This is a genomic window from Fulvivirga sp. (assembly GCF_040218215.1).
GTDB lineage: Bacteria > Bacteroidota > Bacteroidia > Cytophagales > Cyclobacteriaceae > Fulvivirga.
Map to the genome: position 1 here is coordinate 1 of NZ_JAVJQL010000026.1, position 16,237 is coordinate 16,237.

The following is a 16,237-nucleotide window of genomic DNA, read 5'->3' on the forward strand; positions in this document are numbered from 1 at the left end:
TTACTTCAGATAATGACGGACTGACTTTTGAAAAGTCCTTTTCGATAAGTGTTAACAATGTGAATGAAGCTCCTAATGATATCAATTTATCTGCTAATACCATTTTGGAGAACAACTCAGTTGGAGACCTGATAGGCACATTGAGCACCATTGATCAAGATATAGCAGACACATACACCTACAGTATTACTTCAGGTGAAGACCGGTTTGAAATCATTGGAGATCAGTTACTTGCCAAGGTGGCCTTTGATTTCGAGGCTTCCGATACGCATGAAGTAGTCATTGTTACTTCAGATAATGACGGACTGACTTTTGAAAAGGCTTTTGATGTAGTAATTATTGATATTGCTGATCAAATTTTAGGATTAAATGAAATAAGTAAAGAAATAGTAGTCTATCCAAATCCTACAAAAGGTTATGTTACAATAAGTTGGAATGCTTATCATTCAGCATCAGTTGTAGATATAAATGGAAAGTTGATAAACACATTCGAATCTAATATCTTGGATTTAACAACATTAAAAAATGGTGTGTATTATATTAATTTGAAAGGATTAAATGACGAACAATTTGTTATCAGAATATTAAAAGAATAACTGATTAACTTAGATATTCTTGAGTAATCCGCAAACATTTGCCATTTCCCACTACCCTCCCTCCTGCCAAAAATGCCAAAAGAGTGCTCAGTTTGAGTAAAGAAATGAAAAGTGGAATAATGAAAAGAAGAAAGGCCAACTACGCAACTATTAAAGCCAACGCAGAACCGGAAGCTAAGTAACATAACGCAATGACATTATATAACCAGTATAGAAAATTCCGAAATACGAGGCACGAGTATTTAACATAAATGCAGTTATTCGATACTGCGGCAGCAGTTCAATAACGTTAGCATTTATGTTAAGGAATTTGCGGTGTCTAATGGCAACTCTATTCGTTAATTACCGAATCGGAATTTACGGCTAAGCTTGTACCTATCCTTTTTATATAATTCTATATTATGTCTGCGTTCATTCTTCACTTGCCCTCACCAAGGCGTTCGGGTAAATAGATCACACGTGCTGCGCTCCTTGATAGACAGTTTGAAGTTCACGACAATTGTTACATAAAGTAACATAACGCAGGACATTATATAACAATCAAGCTGTTACATAAAAGCATTATACTAAATAGCTATGAACGATTCTCAATCGTTTCATATTACCATTTAGAAGTTTTTAGTTTTTCAAGAAGTTTTTTAAGGTCTTGACGGTTATCCCAGAAGGCCATGATAATTACTTCTTTAGAGATGAATTTAAAGAATTTGATTTATTGCGATTAACCCAATATTCTAAAATGCTTCTTCGTTGCCTGGCGGTAGTTTGAGTCCAGACTACCTGCCAGCCGGTCAGGCGGGCTTTTCGTTGAGCCATTCAAGTTCTTGCTTATTAAGTGAGTCTTGATCAATAAGCCTTCCGGTCTTAATATCCTCATCGCTCATAGCTAACATGAGTTTCTGTTCTTCAGTCAGGGCTATTGAGGTTTCCTGAATGTTTGAAGAATCAATCATTTTTTCTAAGGCTTTTAAATAATCGGAATTGCTGATTGCCATCAATCTATCAATAAGCCTGTTTCTGATTTCACTTGAACTAGCCATATATCAAATATAACTCAAATCAATAAATAATCATTCAAGTAAAGATTTTCTAAAAAGTTCACTATAGATCTCTTTGATCTTATTTTCGCTAAGCTTCAGGTTGGCTATAGATGTATGTATGGAGCTTCGCTCTAACACTAAATCATGCGCAAACTTTTTGGCAGAGCCTAATAGGAAGCTGGCGCCTTCATCAGATGAAAATTCAATCGGCTGGTTGCCTTCTTCAAATACAATTAACTCCCCTACCGGGACTTCCAATCCACCATTCAATGCTCCTTTGTAAACTACCAGCCACAGCAAATCATGGGTTTTTGGTGGAGTGTATGTCCATTTTTCATCAGGCCCGAGACTGACATCAAGGTAATTCATATCATTAGGCGGATCGATCTTGCTTTTGATGCCTTCATACTCTCCTAAAAGCACTTTGAACTGATCATTACTTAATATTTTATCGTTTGTTACATAAATACTCTTTGCATCAGCGGTTTCAAGCTTTGGGGGCAGCGCAATCCAAAGCTGGAACCCCAGTGTTGGCTGATCTTTAAGTAACATACCCTTATGCCATGCCCCTGAACCAGCTTGTAGATACTCAATATCCCCTGCCCTAAATGATACTTTATTTCCAGTGCTTTCCTCAAGGTCGCTACCCCCTTCTATGTAATAAGTGAATGTGGCAATGCCTGAATGTGGGTGCCACCCAAAACCTGCGCCCTGAGGTGGAACTCCGTGTATATAGTCCAGGAATACGAAAGGTTTAATGTCATTGCCTATTCCGGACGGACCAACCAGATTTGTTATCATGCCATGATGGCCTCGGCCCATAGTTCGATGTTTAATTGCTCTTTTCATTGTGTTAAAGTTTTGATGAGGTAAGTGTTGCTGCAGTTTCTAATGATTGCGCAAAAAGCTTTATTTTTTCGCTCAGTTGTGATGCCAATGCTGGGTTGGTAATCCCGGAATTAGAGAAGTTGTCGTAAAATGAGGGCAGTGAAAAATCAGCTACAATATTGCCTTCCATGAATGGGAAATAGGATTTGGCCGCAGCAAGTACGCTCTCTCCACCTCTTCTACCCGGAGAAGTGGCCATTAGTAGCATTGGTTTTCCTTTCCAAACTTTAATATCTATTCTTGATAGCCAGTCGATAAGGTTTTTGAATACTGCCGTGTATGAGCCGTTGTGTTCTGCCAGGGAAATCACCAAACCATCTGCTGAATCTATGATATTGTCCAATTTATGGACACCTTCAGGTATTCCCAATTCCCCTTCTGCATCGACACTGTACAGTGGCAATATATAGTCTTTAAGGTCAATCACGTTAATAGAAGCATCAGCAACTTTACTGGCTGCATAAATGGCCAGCGTTTTATTAATGGATTTACTGCTACTACTTGCTCCAAGTGCTATTATCTTTTTCATATTCTTATTTGTTTAAAAGTTTAACTAATTGAGTGTCCAAGGCATATTTCCCGCTGCCATTGATCAGTACAGCTACCGCGATCCCTATGATCAGCAGTGCATACTCATAGCCTTCACCAGCCTGGTTTCCAAACCAGTTCATGAAAAACCCATGCTCCAAATGTGTGGTGTAAATGATGCCAAAAAAAAGGCCTGCAATAGCCAGAGACCATAACCTGCTTGCAAATCCGAGGATCAGGAAAATTGATCCCAAGAACTCTATCATAATTATTGCCAGGGCTACAATCCAGGGCAGGTGCATTTGATTCGTGAAGGCTTCCATTGTGCCTGTAAATCCATATCCTCCGAACCAACCCAACATCTTTTGGGCTTCGTGGGGGAAAAGAACGATTCCGAGTGTGAGGCGAGCAATGAGTGCTCCCCAGTTACTTTCTGTGTTTAGAATTTTGTTAATCATCATATCATTGTTTATTTATTGGTTACAAAAATTTTTCGAACGAAAACGCCAAGTGAGGCTCTGGTTATTGGAGCATCTCCATACTGATCGATGTCGAGAGCCAGTCCGAACTGAGTGGCGTGTTTGTCAAAACCTGCCCTGAGGTGCTGAAAGCTCCTGGAGTGGTGAGAGAACTTATCCCAATAGGTAAGCATTTGTGCGCTGAACAGTAGCTTCCAATCCTCTTTTAAGGGTAAGGTTAACTGCATCAGCAAAAACATCTCACCATTGGTGTACCTAGTCTTTTCAGGGTGAGCTATCGTGGGAATGGCGGTTAAAACAAAATTTGGGGATTGAAAGGCGTATAATAGAGATAGTCTCTGAGAGAAGCCGGCTACACTGTTATAATACAGTCCGGGTCCAATAGAAATGGCTTTATTGATGTTCCAGTAGAGTGTAGAGTGTACGCCAACTTCATCAAAGATTAAGTCTTCTTGCTGGTGGTACTTTTGAAAGAAGGCCAATGTGCCTATTGAAAATTTAGCGGCTGGTGTGAGCGGCCTTAATGAGAAGGATATAAAGTCTGTTTTCTTAAGTCCTGAAGCTAACTCCAGCTGCGTAATTTGCGCCATGCTTCCATGTGCAATTGCTACAAAAACGAGGGTCAAAAGGGTGTTTCTCTTTGTCATGATACAAAGGAGGCGCCTTCTGTACCACGGAAAAATAAAGTAGTTTAAGAAAAACTACCGTTTGCTCATCTTGCTTCGAATCATGCTCAAAAACTCAGGGGTGATGCCCAGATAGGCCGCCAGATCCTTCTGCTTGATGCGATTGGCGATATGGGGGTATTTGCTTAAGAAAATTTCATAGCGCTCTTCTGCAGTTAATGAAATGCCTTGATTGGTTCTTTCGATATAACTCACCAATGAGCGTTGGTACAGGTTTCTGTAAAAGCGTTCGAATTTTGGTATTTCCCGAAAAAGGCGTTCAAAGCTTTCTTTTGATATCATTAAAAATTCAGAATCTTCCAATGCTTTGATGAAATAAGTACAAGGCCGCTCCAGCATGAAACTGGCCATATCCCCTGTCCAGAAATCTTCAATGGCAAACATCGATACATGCTCAACCCCATTGCGGTCAATGGAATATACTTTTAAGCAGCCTTTTGTTACAAAATATTCATACAATGCCACCTTGCCTGGCCGCATCACAAACTCCTTGCGCCTGGCACTCCCCCCTTTTAAAAGTGATTTAAAGAGGTCTTTCTCTTCATCGGTAAGATCGATAAAGCGAGCTACATTTTGAAAAATTAAATCATAAGCGGTTTCGGAGGACTTAGCTTTCATCGAAATAAAAATAGGAAGATATTAGTTTAAAGCCCAATGAGGGCTTTTGTTGTAATGTAGTTGAGAGGTATTCCAAAAATATGCGAAGTTCCTAATCGACCCAATCTGGTCTAAACTAAGTTATATGATACTTGCACTGATAGCTCCAGCGCCTATGCAAGCAATCTCCAACTTGGCAACTGCTATTTTTTATTTAATCCTATATTCTGATTGCGCCCCTTCTCCGTTTGATTTTCAGTATTAAATACCTGACCGTGATGTTAAGAAGCACAGCACAGTGGCATTAAGTAACAACAATAGTGTTTTGTGGAACACAGCGTTTATCAGTTAAAAAAAGATTAACAGAATTAATGTCTTTGAATCCATATCCAATTCATCTTTCACTTGTTATAGAGACATCTTTGAGTATATTGTGTTGATAAAGTTTAATAATGAATTGGAAAAAATATATAAATAGAAGTAGCATGGCCCTACTGGCAGTCATTGTATTGAGTAGTATGGCACTTATTTTTTTTAATTATTATGTTATTAAAATCACGGCAAGTACACGAGGCTATATTAATGGAGAATCTAACTACTCTAAGGGGCAAAAGGATGCTTTAAACTACTTGTTGCAATACCTGGAGTCGGAATCTGAAACTGATTGGAAACGCTATCAAGAAAACATGTATATTCCTTTTGGCCCGAGGGACTTTCGGCTGGCACTACTAAATGATAGTACCAGATCAGTGATGCACAGAGCTTTACTTCAAGGAAGAAACCATCCGGATGATACAGATAATTTTATCTGGCTGTATAAGAATTTTGGTCATTTTCCTTTTATGCAAGAAGCCGTTGCTATATGGACTAAAGCCGATCAATACAATGAAAAATTAGATAGCATAGCTCAATATTGCCATGCTGTGATAGCAGATAATGATAAAAATGAGTTAGATATTAGTTTAGTTAAGAGTGAGATCATTCATATTAATGAAAAATTATCAAAAATTGAATATGCATTTTCTGATGTACTCAGCAACACAAGTAGAAAAGTTGAAGGCTGGCTGAGGATTGCAAACGTGATATTTGTGATTTTGATTGTAGGTGGGTCAGGAACATACTTTGTATTACTCATAAAAAGACTTGAAAAATCTGAAGAGGAACTAATAGAAAATAATAGAAAACTGGAAGATGTAAATAGTACGCTTGACCGATTTGCTTATAGTGTTTCACACGATTTACGGGCTCCTATTTCATCCCTTAAAGGATTAGTCGATCTGCTAAAACGTGAAGATGAACAAGAGCAATTGCCTGTTTATTTGAATATGATGAATGACAGCCTTAACCGCCAGGACGAGTACATTAAAAATGTTTTGATACATTCCCGTAATCGCAGGATGGTCAATAACTTTCAGCTGGTTACACTTTCAGTGGTTGTTGATGATATATTGAAGGATTTAATTCATTATGATGGAATGGATAAGGTAGAAATAAAAGTTGATTTGCCTCATAATGTGGTTACTGATGAAAATCGGCTAAAGATTGTAATGAGCAATTTAATTTCAAATGCGATTAAGTACAGAGATGATAGCAAAGTATCGAAAATAGAAATCTATAGTAAACTCCAAAAAGATGGGACACTAATTACTGTTAAGGATAATGGGGTTGGTATAGAAGCAGAGCACCAATTCAAGGTATATAACATGTTTTTTGTTACTAATAACTCAAATAAGGGAACAGGGTTAGGAATGTATATCGTTAAAGACGCTATTGAACAAATGAACGCCAGTATTTCATTAGCGTCAACCTATGGACTGGGCACAAGTTTTGAGGTCTTTATACCACAATCTCCTGAAAGTTAATTCAACCCCTGATTGATCAGCCGAGTTTTCCTTTTGGCCATTCAAATTCTTGAATCTTAATCAATGACGTTACCTGATAGGCCTCTCTCCTGTCGGTCATGATAACTATTGGGATGCCAGAGGACATCTACTAAATAATATGACTGCCAATCATGCTTCATCTCACAAATAAATGTTGGTTGTCTGTAACATCTACTTTTCCAGGTCGTCATCCCGCTAGAAAACTAAAAATAACAACAATAAAATGAGAAAAGTAGTATTATTAACCCTCCTGATTATTCCTTCATTGCTATCAGCACAATCGAAGGACACTAAAAAAGTGCTGATGGTAGTAAGTAGCTACGGCAAAGATTCAGGACAAGTGAGACCCGGTTATGAATTTGACGAATTGTCACAAGCCTATCTGGTTTTTAAGAACAATGGCCTGGAAATAGACATCGCCAGCCCAAGAGGCGGCAAGGTAGAAGCTGATAAATTCAACACAGACAAGTCCTACAATAAGACTATAATGGAAGACCAGTCGGCCATGGCCTTACTAGACAACACTATGACCACAGCAGATGTAGATCCATTAAAATATGATGCTATCTATGTGGTAGGCGGCAAAGGTGCCATGTTTGATTTGCCTTATGACCCGGCCTTGCAAGACATCATTTTGAATTTATACCAAAGGGAAGGCACGGTAATATCTTCAGTTTGCCATGGCCCCGCATCGTTTGTAAATGTTAAGGATGGTGAAAAGTTTATTATCGAAGGTGTAGAGCTAACGGCCTTCTGCAATGTTGAAGAAGACCTTTTTGGCAAGAAGTGGGTGAAGGAGTTTCCTTTTAAACTTGAGGATAGGCTAAAGTCTAGAGGTGCAATTTTTAGCCAGACAGATTTTATGCTTTCCAATGTGGCTGTTTCTGGCAAATTCATCACCGGACAAAACCCGTTTTCTACCACCAGATCGGCTGAGGAAGTGGTGAAAGCTTTGGGAATGAAGCCAGTAGCAAGAGCGCTCTATAATGATGAAAAGAGTATTTATTTGATTCAGGATATTTTAGATGGTAAGGCTAATGCTACGTGGGTTGAGGAAGAACTAAAAAACAACAATGAAACTTATGACATCCCTCTGATGGCTATCTATGGTTATTATAAGATACTGGCTGCCAATGATAATGTGGCGGAGTTGGCAAAAGGTGCTGAAATTATAGAAGCAACAGTCCCCTACTTTTTCAATGAAGATTTGCAACTTATGCTGGCCAAAACGTATGTTCAGCTAGATAATAAAGAAAGAGCTAAAGAGCTGCTGGAAGATTTAAATTCAAAGAACCTGCTTAAGGAGCAAGTGGCAGAATTGATGAAAGAAATCAGCTAATTAGAGCAAATTTGTACTAGAAAGCCAAAGAACTATCCCCTACTATGACTAGTAAAGCAAAAAGCATTGTCATTCTAAGTTTTGTAATATTCACCGTTCAATGTTCCTGGGCGGTGAATACAAACACTGATTTTGCAGTTACTGCCATTGCAGAAAACATTTACAGTATTGTTTCTCCATCCATTGGGTTGCCCACACCTGAGAATCAGGGTTGGAATTCCAATAGTCACATTGTGGTCACAGAAAACGGGGTTTTACTTTTTGATACAGGATCATCTGAAGCAATTGGAAATAAAATCAGAAAAGCCATACAATCCGTTACTGATCAGCCTGTGCGCTGGGTCATTAATTCACATAGCCATGCCGATCATTGGTTGGGCAATGCAGCATTTTCTGATGCAGAAATTATTGCCAGTACTGAGGCAATGGAAACCATGCAAAAGTATGGAAAGGATGACGTGGCGTTTTATCATAAAGTGACGAATGGCACTATAGGAACAACCCACCTGGTATATCCTAATTTACTGTTGAATGAACCTCTAAAGCGAAATTTCGGAGGTGTTGAAGTGGAGTTGCTTTTTGCCAATAACGGGCACTCTCCCGGTGATATATTGATGTGGCTGCCCCAGCAGAAAGTTATGATTGGTGGTGATATATTGAGCTCAGACTACCTGCCAATGATCACAGATCATGGAGATATTGATGGCTTGATAAACACGCTTCATGCAGTGGTTGAGTTAACCCCATCAATTGTATTGACAGGACATGGTAGTGCAACTACTGTGGCATCAGTGGGACGAGATTCGGAATTGTTATCGAGTGTTTGGGAGCAGGTAAAACTTGATCGTAATAGCGGACTAACACCTGACAAGACCTTTTCAGCGGTCAGCGTTAAGCTAAGTTCGAAATACGGATCCTTATACAAAGATTTTACAACGGAACTTGATCGGCATGTTAAGCTTATGTACCAATTGCAGGAAGGAAATGAGGAGTGAAGTCTATGGTATTAGATTTTTAAGTCACTGAGAGGCAACGAAGTTGTTCTATTGACATATTTCTTTAGCCACTTGAACTAATGCTCTCCCCAATAACCCGCATATCTATATTCCATTTGTCCTTCTAATGGAGCCATCTTATTGATCAGCGGAGAGATCCATTCTGGTCGGTCAGGAACTGATCTTTCTTCATTTTTTTTGCGCCATTCTTCATCATTATAAATCTTATCTTCTATTAACTCATAATAAGAAAATGTAGCTCCCCTGGCAATGTGGTATTCACCATTTATGGGCACAATTACATAAATATCATCTGCATGACCAACAGCTACGCTTAAATTTGTATTTTGATAAGCATAAACATCTGCAATGAGTGCCATTGATTTTTCACGTTCTGGAAGATGATCTGTTTCCAAAAGCCCTAGAAGTGTGTATTCAATTCTGCCTCCAATCCAAGAAAGCTTGCGCATTTCATCTTCGGTCAATTTCTCACCAGCAAGCTGTTTTTGAGTGGCATTTCGCAATTCGGATCCTATTTCAGTGATTTTTTGCAATTCGTAATTGAAAGTATCATCAAGATGAGATAATTTTTTCAACCATTCGACAAGACGCATACTTTCATTCCAAAATACAATATTAGGTTCTACATAAGAATAGTGCTTTGGAGGTTCTGGACCTCCTCCCTGTCCTGCTTCCGCAGCATAAGGTTTCTCTTGATATAATATCAAGTCGTGCTTTATATGTGTCCATGATGAAAGCATGGTACTTAATTCCTTACGGTTGTATGCATTCGTTTTTAGGAAATCCGGGTAATTATCTTGCTCACCCAGAGAGGCAAGAGCGGTTTTAAGACCTTTAACCCCATAATTACTCTCCCAGCCTCTGAAATCATCAAATTGGGTTTGAAGTGCATTCAGTTTGGTCTGATATTCAGGCCATTTTTCATTGTCTTTATATTCATTAATAATAATGTCCTCTGCAGTTTTATCCCTAAATACTGCAGGAATATCCAAAGGTCTTGGAAATTTTCTTTTAGACTTCATATCATTTATATGCACAAGTTTTGAGAATATCTCCCCACTAACAGAATACGTGCTTGATAAAAAATAAACTCTGGTCTTCCCTCTTTCGGGAATATAAAACTCTGATCCAAACACTTTCTTTATTCGTTCCTTATTGAGTGAGCCCAGAGATGTACGAATGCTGTTTAAGCTATTTTCAGATAGTACTTCTGTTATGTTTGAATTGTTATCAATGGCATTAATAATGTCTTTAATAGAAATATTATCCTCTTGTCCCGCCAGCTTGGTTATTGTCGATGTATATTCTTCATACTTGCTGTACAATGTCTCATTTGATTTGATGATATAACTTATTAGAACCATTCCTTTTAGTTGTTGATCGTTGGCTAAGTCAATACCATTTAAACTGATCCATTTAAATGCTTTAAAGTAGTTTTTGAGCTTATCTGATTTAGTATAATGACCTCTTGGTTTTAACTCTGCATAAGTAACCTGCTCATTCTCTATAAATACCGGCATACCTTCTTCACCAGTAATCTGCGCCACCTCTGTTTCATACAGTTCACTAAATGGATTGTTCACTTGCTCACGCTTTCCAGTCAATGCGAATGAAGCTGTTTTGCAGTACATATCTACCCATTTTGATACTTCTTTAGAATCGTATTCAGTGTTTTGAGTAGCCTCTTTTGAAATGCCGCTTAAAAGTTCTTCTAAAGCGCCACTCATGTAGTTTTCATCCAACTTTTCGAGAAATCTTGAAAAATATTTATGCAGTATGAAAAGGTACAAGTCTGTAGTTATATAGTGCGGAATGTATTGGTAGGAATTTCTATCATAAACATAAAAGGGCATTTGTCGATTGGCATCTATGATACTGAAATTATTCTCTTCTAGATCTTTCATAATCTTATCAGGCACCACTTTGAATTGCTTCTTATTCACGACTAATTCGGTATTAAAAAGCTTCAATCCTCCTTCGCGATTCACGAATAAATTGACCTTACGTGCCACCTCTTCCTTTAATAGTCTATTAACTAAGTCCTGTTCTGTCTGACTCATCACCACTTTAAATGTATCTACATCAAAAATGGGCATATACCACTTATTCTTGTTGAAGTAGCCTCTTAAGAATCCATCATCAAAGAGATAGCCATTTCTTGCAAACACTTCATTTCTCAATAATCTTAGGTCACCATAACTAAGGGAGGATAAGTCTTCAGGCACTTCATAGCTGCTTTTTTCCTCATAGGCCATATCCATTTCATATTCGTAGAATTCCTTAATCCAGGGAATCTCATAATAGCTTCGCAATTCGTCTTTGTTATCACTGACTATTACAGTGAGTTTTTTTGCTTCTGTAATATTTTTTTTAGATTCTTCCAAAGTTTCCTCTGTGATGATTTCCTGATCAGTTGGTATTTCTTCTGCTGACTCTTCAGATTTCTTACTTTCAGTAGAGCAACCAAGGATTAAGATGTGAATAATATAGGTGTAAATGATTTTTTTAATTGTTTGCATATATCGGTTCAATAGTTTTCAAGGCGAATCCAAATTCATCCCATTCATAGATGCCTTTTTTTGTGTTATTTAGAGAGTCTCTTTCAATCGTATAAAGATAGTTGACATTTTTATTTCGGCTTATTTTAAATGATTGTAAATCATGAAGCAAATGAGTGCCAAGCCAAACGACTTGTATACCGTCATTCTCCACTTTAAAAATATTGAGTCGTTTTCGTTCTCTTGGATCAAAATTTACCTTTTTAGCAATACCTAGCAGTATTTCAGGTTCATTGTCATTATTAATATCACCAATGGATATTTCAGATAATTTGCCATTCAAGGCTAATGACTTCAGTGCTGCTCCATTTTTGAAAAGCGTGAGTTTATGCCCTCCGGATGTCATTGGCTTAATAATAACTTGGTGCTCATTTTCATAATGAAATAACCATGCTGACGCTTTCTCGCTAAAATCAACGTCTGCTATATCTTTCATAAGCCACTGATTATTAGATTTATAAAGGCACATTTCTTTACTATACTTTAGATTGTCTAATAGAAATTTCAATGCTCTTTCGTCACTCATTTTTGCTGGCAGGTAGGAGGATATATCGACTGGTGCAATGGATAATTCAAGTGCTTGATCAGTAAAAGTCAACTTGGCTATTACACCCTGAGTTGTGTTTGGCAAATATGCATCCGTCACAAAATTACCCAAACTGTAGACTATAGGTTTTTCACTGTAGTATTCTATGCTCTGAAACACATGAGGGTGATGTCCGATAATCACGTCTGCGCCAGAATCAATAAAATCATGGGCTAATTGTGATTGCCATTTTTCAGGAACTTGTTGGTATTCCAATCCCCAATGTAAATACAGAATTAATGGAATATCCGGATACTGTGCTTCAAATTCTTTGACCATTACCAATAGTTCATTTTCATTACTTATACACAGGTGTGCATTATTAGTAGTAAATGAGGCTGCCATAATAGCTACAGATTGGCTTCCCTTTGAAATTAAGGTTGGTTCACAAGAACTGCCTAGTGCAGCAATACTATGCTTATCCAGTGCAGACAAAGTGCTGGTTAACCCCAAACTACCATAATCATTACTGTGGTTATTTGCCACTGATGCATGAGTGACATTACCTGAATATAGATTTTTTGCAATGGAAGGATCATAGCAAAAGGTTAATCCATTTTTAGCTGAATGCGTTTCATTCGTTAGTACAGTCTCAAGGTTTATCACATTAAAGTCGCTACGGAGTAATGGCTTTAATGACCGTTCAATTATTGAATCACCATAGATGTTGAGTTCGTCAGCCACTCCTCTATCTAGTATAATATCACCTGTAAAAGTAATAGTCAAAGGCTCTGGTTCCTTCTTGCATGCGAGAACCAGTAGTGATATAAAAAGACTGAATACAATTTTCATGATTCCTAAGTTAGCGTTCAATTACTAACCTGCAACTGAAAATATCCGTAATTTCATGCGGTAGTTTGATCGATAACCTCATAATGCTATGAAGATTTCTGAGTTAATGTCTCAAAACATTGCCCTTAGTGCAGAGGAATGTGAAGCGGTAGACCAATATATTCCTATTAAAACCTTCAAAAAGGGCACTTTACTACTCAAGGCTGATCAAATTGCCAATGACAGCTATTTCACCATAAAAGGCTGTGTACGTCTCTATTATGTGGTGGATGGCGAAGATAAAACTACCCATTTCTTTACGGAGGGTGATGCAATTGCTTCCATGAATAGCTATATCAATCGGGTGCCTGCCAACCACTATTTGGAGTGTGTGGAAGATTGTACGCTGGCCGTGCTCAATTATGAAAAGGAAAAGATACTCTACAAACTATTTCCGAGGCTGGAGTCTATTTGCAGAGTGTCTATGGAAGATGATTTGGGTAAGCACCAGGAAATGCTGGCCTCGCACATCACCAAATCACCAGAGCAGCGGTACCTGAAACTGCTCAATGAGCGTGCTGACCTGCTACAGCGGGTACCACAGTATCATTTGGCCAGTTATTTGGGTGTTAAGCCTGAATCGCTGAGCAGAATACGCAAACGAATTCAATCCAGGGATTAGGTAGGTTACTTCCAGTATTCTGTAATCCTGTAAATTTTGCCGTCCTTGAATTCAAAAAGCGCCAATTGAGGATCTCCTGCTTTAATGCTTCCCTTCTTTTTAAGCATAAAACTCTTGCTTACGGCAATGGCATTATACCCAAAGATCTTGTTATTCACTTTGATGTCCACTACCTCACCATCATATCCTCCATTTTCCTGGTTTCGTTTATAGCCATTGTAGAGATCTTCCCGGCTATAAACACCTCCGTATTGCTCATGTACGTACGTGAAATCATCGGCAAACAATTCAAAGATATTGTTGATGTCCTCAATGGTTGAGTTTGCCTGAAAGACGATCACATTCAACCTGTAATACTCATTGAGCAGGTGGTTTAGAGAGTCTTGAGAAGTTTTTAAATCAGTTTGCTGTGCCATGGCTGTATTTAAACCAGTAAATAACGTTGCGACTAATACTAAATAATAAAGTTTCATCTTTCTTTATGCTTTTCAGTTAATAAGTTGATTGCATGCTGTCTTCTTTCTAATAATTTTTCCGAATCGTCAGTAGCTTCAACCTGGGCACCAACATGCGTATAGAACACGGTTATGATTACTAATAAGAATATTTGCTTCATGTATCTATTGTTTGCTATACCTTAATGAACCTCCGTTATGTGGTAATGTAAATCCAATAACCCGGTCACTATCATCCACATCAAAGGTGAGGTGATCCTTCAAATGCTGCATGTTGTGCCAAAATTTGGATTCCGAAACAGGCACTAGTTTTAAATAGAACTGTCCTTGGCTTTTAGCAAATAGTTCTCCATTTTCGATGAATATTTCAATGCCATTTTTATCCTTCATCTGATAATTCCCCACGTACTTTTCCAGTTGTTCTATGGAAAAACCATGAGTTTTGGCCTGTTCATCAAACAAAATAGGATTGATCATCCAATCCCCTATTTCACCGTTGGCCACCAAATTACTGTATAGCTCATATTGCTTACAAATAGCCACTATTTCACCATCAAACAATATTTCATTAACGGATTTACCTTCTTTTTTTAAGGATAACACACGCTCAGCAAACGCTGATCTTAGTTGCTTCTCCTTGAATAAATCTTCACGATAGCTAACAATTTTGCTATGTGTATTTCCAGAAATGTATTTCGTAGATTCATTACTCATGGACAAGGCCATATCCAACCCCTTAAAATGGCCTTCTAATCCAAACGGACCTTCCATTGTCATCCACTCACTTCGGTAGCTATCCGACATAAAGGTTGTATTGGCATTTTCAAGATGGACATTAATGTGGCCAAATGAATGCCCATAGCTTCTATAAGCCGTGATTGTTTCTGTACCAACATTTAAACTGAACTTATCATTAAAATTAATATCTGCATTGTAGCCATCGTGATATGCCAAATTTTCATGTGAAATGATAACTGCCCCCATTTCCTTAAAATATTGATTTGACCATGTATTGTAAGCATCCCAATTACTATTGATGACATATTTCACAGGCTTATCAGAAAGCTTTTGGAGTTCTTTTTCGAATAGCTCCAATTCTTCATCGCTATAGAGCGCATTGATAAGCACCAGTCCATTCTCTCCAATCACCACGCCCATATTCGTTCTTTGCGTTGAAGGTTTCCATGTCCGGGTAAGTAAATAAGCATGTTCACTTAATTGGGTCACCTCCAAGTTCAAGTTTCTCGCTTGAGAAAATGACATAATAGAAAGGCCTAAAGAGGTTAAAAAAAAGAGCGTGTATTGTCTAACATTCTGAAAAAGTGCCATTTGAGTCTCTGTCATGTACGACTTATTTACTAATCCTATAATCTTCATAAGCACTATTCACCCCCTTAACAATCAACCAGATACACAAACCAAGTTCAGCTACTATGGCCGAAACCATCACAATGATTTCTGTGACATCTGCATATTGAGGATAAAGGAAATTGGTAAAACTATCTATCAGGTATCCAGCACCAGCGATAGGTAACAGTATGCCCAATACCTTTGGAAACAATGGTGATTTAAAGAATAAATAGCCAAGTATCATACAGCTTAATGCAAAAAAGACCAACGCTATGAGGTAGCCGTAACTATGGGCATTGATGTTGAGCATGACCTGTGCGTTAAAAGCCTCCGGCCCCATGGCATTTGCAAAACTGCTATCAGCAACCAGTATAATAGCTTTAAAATGATTCAACAAATTGATTCCCAGAATGGTTGATTGCGTCAGGCGGAATAGTGCTGCAAGCAATGCCAATCCGCTATTCACTGGCTTTAGTAGTAGATAAAAGGTCAGGGCTACGGCAACATCAGCCATTACCATGATAAGATCGCTGACAAAGCCTGTTCTGTACAGCATCAGGTTCGATGCAATGTTTTGAACCGTGGTAGCCGCATCACCGGGTACTATTAATGTCGCACGAACCACCATTTCGCTGTACATGCCACAAACAATAATAATCAGGTAAAGCAAACCCGTTATAAGCCCGTACTTCTTAAATGTTGCTAATGTAGCTGCTTGGGTTTTCATAATTTCATTTGTTATTCATTGAAGTAAAGTTGAGCTAAGATTATTCTGTATGCATTGAC

At 38.2% G+C, this 16,237-nt stretch carries 17 protein-coding genes; 5 read left to right on the plus strand and 12 right to left on the minus strand.

All coding sequences use genetic code 11. The annotated features are described in order from the left end of the window. Positions 1-596, plus strand: a 596-nt coding sequence (locus RIB54_RS17760) for a cadherin repeat domain-containing protein (RefSeq protein ID WP_350102141.1), incomplete at its 5' end; no start/stop codon positions are given. A 788-nt stretch (positions 597-1,384) separates the two neighbouring features. On the opposite strand, the gene RIB54_RS17765 is transcribed toward RIB54_RS17760, so the two are convergent. Genes RIB54_RS17765 through RIB54_RS17790 form a run of 6 tightly spaced genes read right to left on the minus strand, consistent with a single transcriptional unit; the run spans position 1,385 to position 4,832 of the window. Next, on the minus strand, positions 1,385-1,633 hold the full coding sequence (locus RIB54_RS17765; protein ID WP_350102142.1) for a hypothetical protein: 249 nt from the start codon (positions 1,631-1,633) through the stop codon (positions 1,385-1,387). Positions 1,634-1,663: 30 nt separating this feature from the next. Further along, a complete protein-coding gene (locus tag RIB54_RS17770) occupies positions 1,664-2,482 on the minus strand; it encodes a pirin family protein (protein WP_350102143.1) in 819 nt (272 codons plus the stop codon). A gap of 4 nt (positions 2,483-2,486) precedes the next feature. Beyond that, entirely contained in the window at positions 2,487-3,050 is a 564-nt protein-coding gene (locus RIB54_RS17775) for an NADPH-dependent FMN reductase (protein WP_350102144.1), read from the minus strand. A gap of 4 nt (positions 3,051-3,054) precedes the next feature. Beyond that, positions 3,055-3,510, minus strand: coding sequence for a DoxX family protein (locus RIB54_RS17780; protein WP_350102145.1), 456 nt, complete (start codon positions 3,508-3,510; stop codon positions 3,055-3,057). A gap of 8 nt (positions 3,511-3,518) precedes the next feature. Then, positions 3,519-4,175 (minus strand): hypothetical protein, encoded by a 657-nt coding sequence (locus RIB54_RS17785; protein WP_350102146.1) that lies wholly within the window; start codon positions 4,173-4,175, stop codon positions 3,519-3,521. Positions 4,176-4,229: 54 nt separating this feature from the next. Next, on the minus strand, positions 4,230-4,832 hold the full coding sequence (locus tag RIB54_RS17790; protein WP_350102147.1) for a Crp/Fnr family transcriptional regulator: 603 nt from the start codon (positions 4,830-4,832) through the stop codon (positions 4,230-4,232). A gap of 464 nt (positions 4,833-5,296) precedes the next feature. Here RIB54_RS17790 and RIB54_RS17795 point away from each other — a divergent pair, with 464 nt between their 5' ends. The 3 genes from RIB54_RS17795 (at position 5,297) to RIB54_RS17805 (ending at position 9,028) form a co-directional block, all read left to right on the plus strand. Beyond that, positions 5,297-6,673, plus strand: a complete 1,377-nt coding sequence (locus RIB54_RS17795; protein WP_350102148.1) for a sensor histidine kinase — start codon at positions 5,297-5,299, stop codon at positions 6,671-6,673. 244 nt (positions 6,674-6,917) lie between these two features. After that, entirely contained in the window at positions 6,918-8,033 is a 1,116-nt protein-coding gene (locus RIB54_RS17800) for a type 1 glutamine amidotransferase domain-containing protein (RefSeq protein WP_350102149.1), read from the plus strand. Between the two features lie 44 nt (positions 8,034-8,077). Beyond that, entirely contained in the window at positions 8,078-9,028 is a 951-nt protein-coding gene (locus tag RIB54_RS17805; protein ID WP_350102150.1) for an MBL fold metallo-hydrolase, read from the plus strand. Positions 9,029-9,105: 77 nt separating this feature from the next. Here the strand turns inward: RIB54_RS17805 and RIB54_RS17810 are convergent, their stop codons facing one another. Both RIB54_RS17810 and RIB54_RS17815 read right to left on the minus strand, forming a co-directional pair. Beyond that, entirely contained in the window at positions 9,106-11,568 is a 2,463-nt protein-coding gene (locus RIB54_RS17810; protein ID WP_350102151.1) for a DUF3160 domain-containing protein, read from the minus strand. Beyond that, on the minus strand, positions 11,555-12,985 hold the full coding sequence (locus RIB54_RS17815; protein WP_350102152.1) for a CapA family protein: 1,431 nt from the start codon (positions 12,983-12,985) through the stop codon (positions 11,555-11,557). Before RIB54_RS17815 ends, RIB54_RS17810 begins: the two co-directional genes overlap by 14 nt. 88 nt (positions 12,986-13,073) lie before the next feature. Here RIB54_RS17815 and RIB54_RS17820 point away from each other — a divergent pair, with 88 nt between their 5' ends. Beyond that, complete coding sequence (locus RIB54_RS17820; RefSeq protein ID WP_350102153.1) at positions 13,074-13,646, plus strand: Crp/Fnr family transcriptional regulator; 573 nt, start codon at positions 13,074-13,076, stop codon at positions 13,644-13,646. Positions 13,647-13,651: 5 nt separating this feature from the next. Here the strand turns inward: RIB54_RS17820 and RIB54_RS17825 are convergent, their stop codons facing one another. From RIB54_RS17825 to RIB54_RS17840, 4 genes are read right to left on the minus strand one after another with little or no spacing between them, the layout of a single operon-like run. Then, the gene (locus tag RIB54_RS17825) at positions 13,652-14,062 is read right to left on the minus strand and encodes a nuclear transport factor 2-like protein (RefSeq protein WP_350102154.1); all 411 of its coding nucleotides are present in this window, start codon (positions 14,060-14,062) and stop codon (positions 13,652-13,654) included. A 53-nt stretch (positions 14,063-14,115) separates the two neighbouring features. Next, on the minus strand, positions 14,116-14,262 hold the full coding sequence (locus RIB54_RS17830) for a hypothetical protein (RefSeq protein WP_350102155.1): 147 nt from the start codon (positions 14,260-14,262) through the stop codon (positions 14,116-14,118). A 4-nt stretch (positions 14,263-14,266) separates the two neighbouring features. After that, entirely contained in the window at positions 14,267-15,445 is a 1,179-nt protein-coding gene (locus tag RIB54_RS17835; protein WP_350102156.1) for a DUF3471 domain-containing protein, read from the minus strand. 7 nt (positions 15,446-15,452) lie between these two features. Then, positions 15,453-16,178 carry a DUF4386 domain-containing protein gene (locus tag RIB54_RS17840; RefSeq protein ID WP_350102157.1) on the minus strand — a complete coding sequence of 242 codons (726 nt, stop codon included), beginning with the start codon at positions 16,176-16,178 and terminating at the stop codon, positions 15,453-15,455. Between the last annotated feature and the right edge of the window lie 59 nt (positions 16,179-16,237).

Excerpts from the sequence above, each read along its gene's own strand:
- RIB54_RS17830 (WP_350102155.1), bottom strand. The coding sequence starts at position 14,262 with ATGAAGCAAATATTCTTATTAGTAATCATAACCGTGTTCTATACGCAT.
- RIB54_RS17820 (WP_350102153.1), top strand. The coding sequence starts at position 13,074 with ATGAAGATTTCTGAGTTAATGTCTCAAAACATTGCCCTTAGTGCAGAG.
- RIB54_RS17775 (WP_350102144.1), bottom strand. The coding sequence starts at position 3,050 with ATGAAAAAGATAATAGCACTTGGAGCAAGTAGTAGCAGTAAATCCATT.
- RIB54_RS17810 (WP_350102151.1), bottom strand. The coding sequence starts at position 11,568 with ATGCAAACAATTAAAAAAATCATTTACACCTATATTATTCACATCTTA.
- RIB54_RS17780 (WP_350102145.1), bottom strand. The coding sequence starts at position 3,510 with ATGATGATTAACAAAATTCTAAACACAGAAAGTAACTGGGGAGCACTC.
- RIB54_RS17825 (WP_350102154.1), bottom strand. The coding sequence starts at position 14,062 with ATGGCACAGCAAACTGATTTAAAAACTTCTCAAGACTCTCTAAACCAC.
- RIB54_RS17805 (WP_350102150.1), top strand. The coding sequence starts at position 8,078 with ATGACTAGTAAAGCAAAAAGCATTGTCATTCTAAGTTTTGTAATATTC.
- RIB54_RS17795 (WP_350102148.1), top strand. The coding sequence starts at position 5,297 with ATGGCCCTACTGGCAGTCATTGTATTGAGTAGTATGGCACTTATTTTT.
- RIB54_RS17815 (WP_350102152.1), bottom strand. The coding sequence starts at position 12,985 with ATGAAAATTGTATTCAGTCTTTTTATATCACTACTGGTTCTCGCATGC.
- RIB54_RS17840 (WP_350102157.1), bottom strand. The coding sequence starts at position 16,178 with ATGAAAACCCAAGCAGCTACATTAGCAACATTTAAGAAGTACGGGCTT.
- RIB54_RS17765 (WP_350102142.1), bottom strand. The coding sequence starts at position 1,633 with ATGGCTAGTTCAAGTGAAATCAGAAACAGGCTTATTGATAGATTGATG.
- RIB54_RS17800 (WP_350102149.1), top strand. The coding sequence starts at position 6,918 with ATGAGAAAAGTAGTATTATTAACCCTCCTGATTATTCCTTCATTGCTA.
- RIB54_RS17785 (WP_350102146.1), bottom strand. The coding sequence starts at position 4,175 with ATGACAAAGAGAAACACCCTTTTGACCCTCGTTTTTGTAGCAATTGCA.
- RIB54_RS17835 (WP_350102156.1), bottom strand. The coding sequence starts at position 15,445 with ATGACAGAGACTCAAATGGCACTTTTTCAGAATGTTAGACAATACACG.
- RIB54_RS17790 (WP_350102147.1), bottom strand. The coding sequence starts at position 4,832 with ATGAAAGCTAAGTCCTCCGAAACCGCTTATGATTTAATTTTTCAAAAT.
- RIB54_RS17770 (WP_350102143.1), bottom strand. The coding sequence starts at position 2,482 with ATGAAAAGAGCAATTAAACATCGAACTATGGGCCGAGGCCATCATGGC.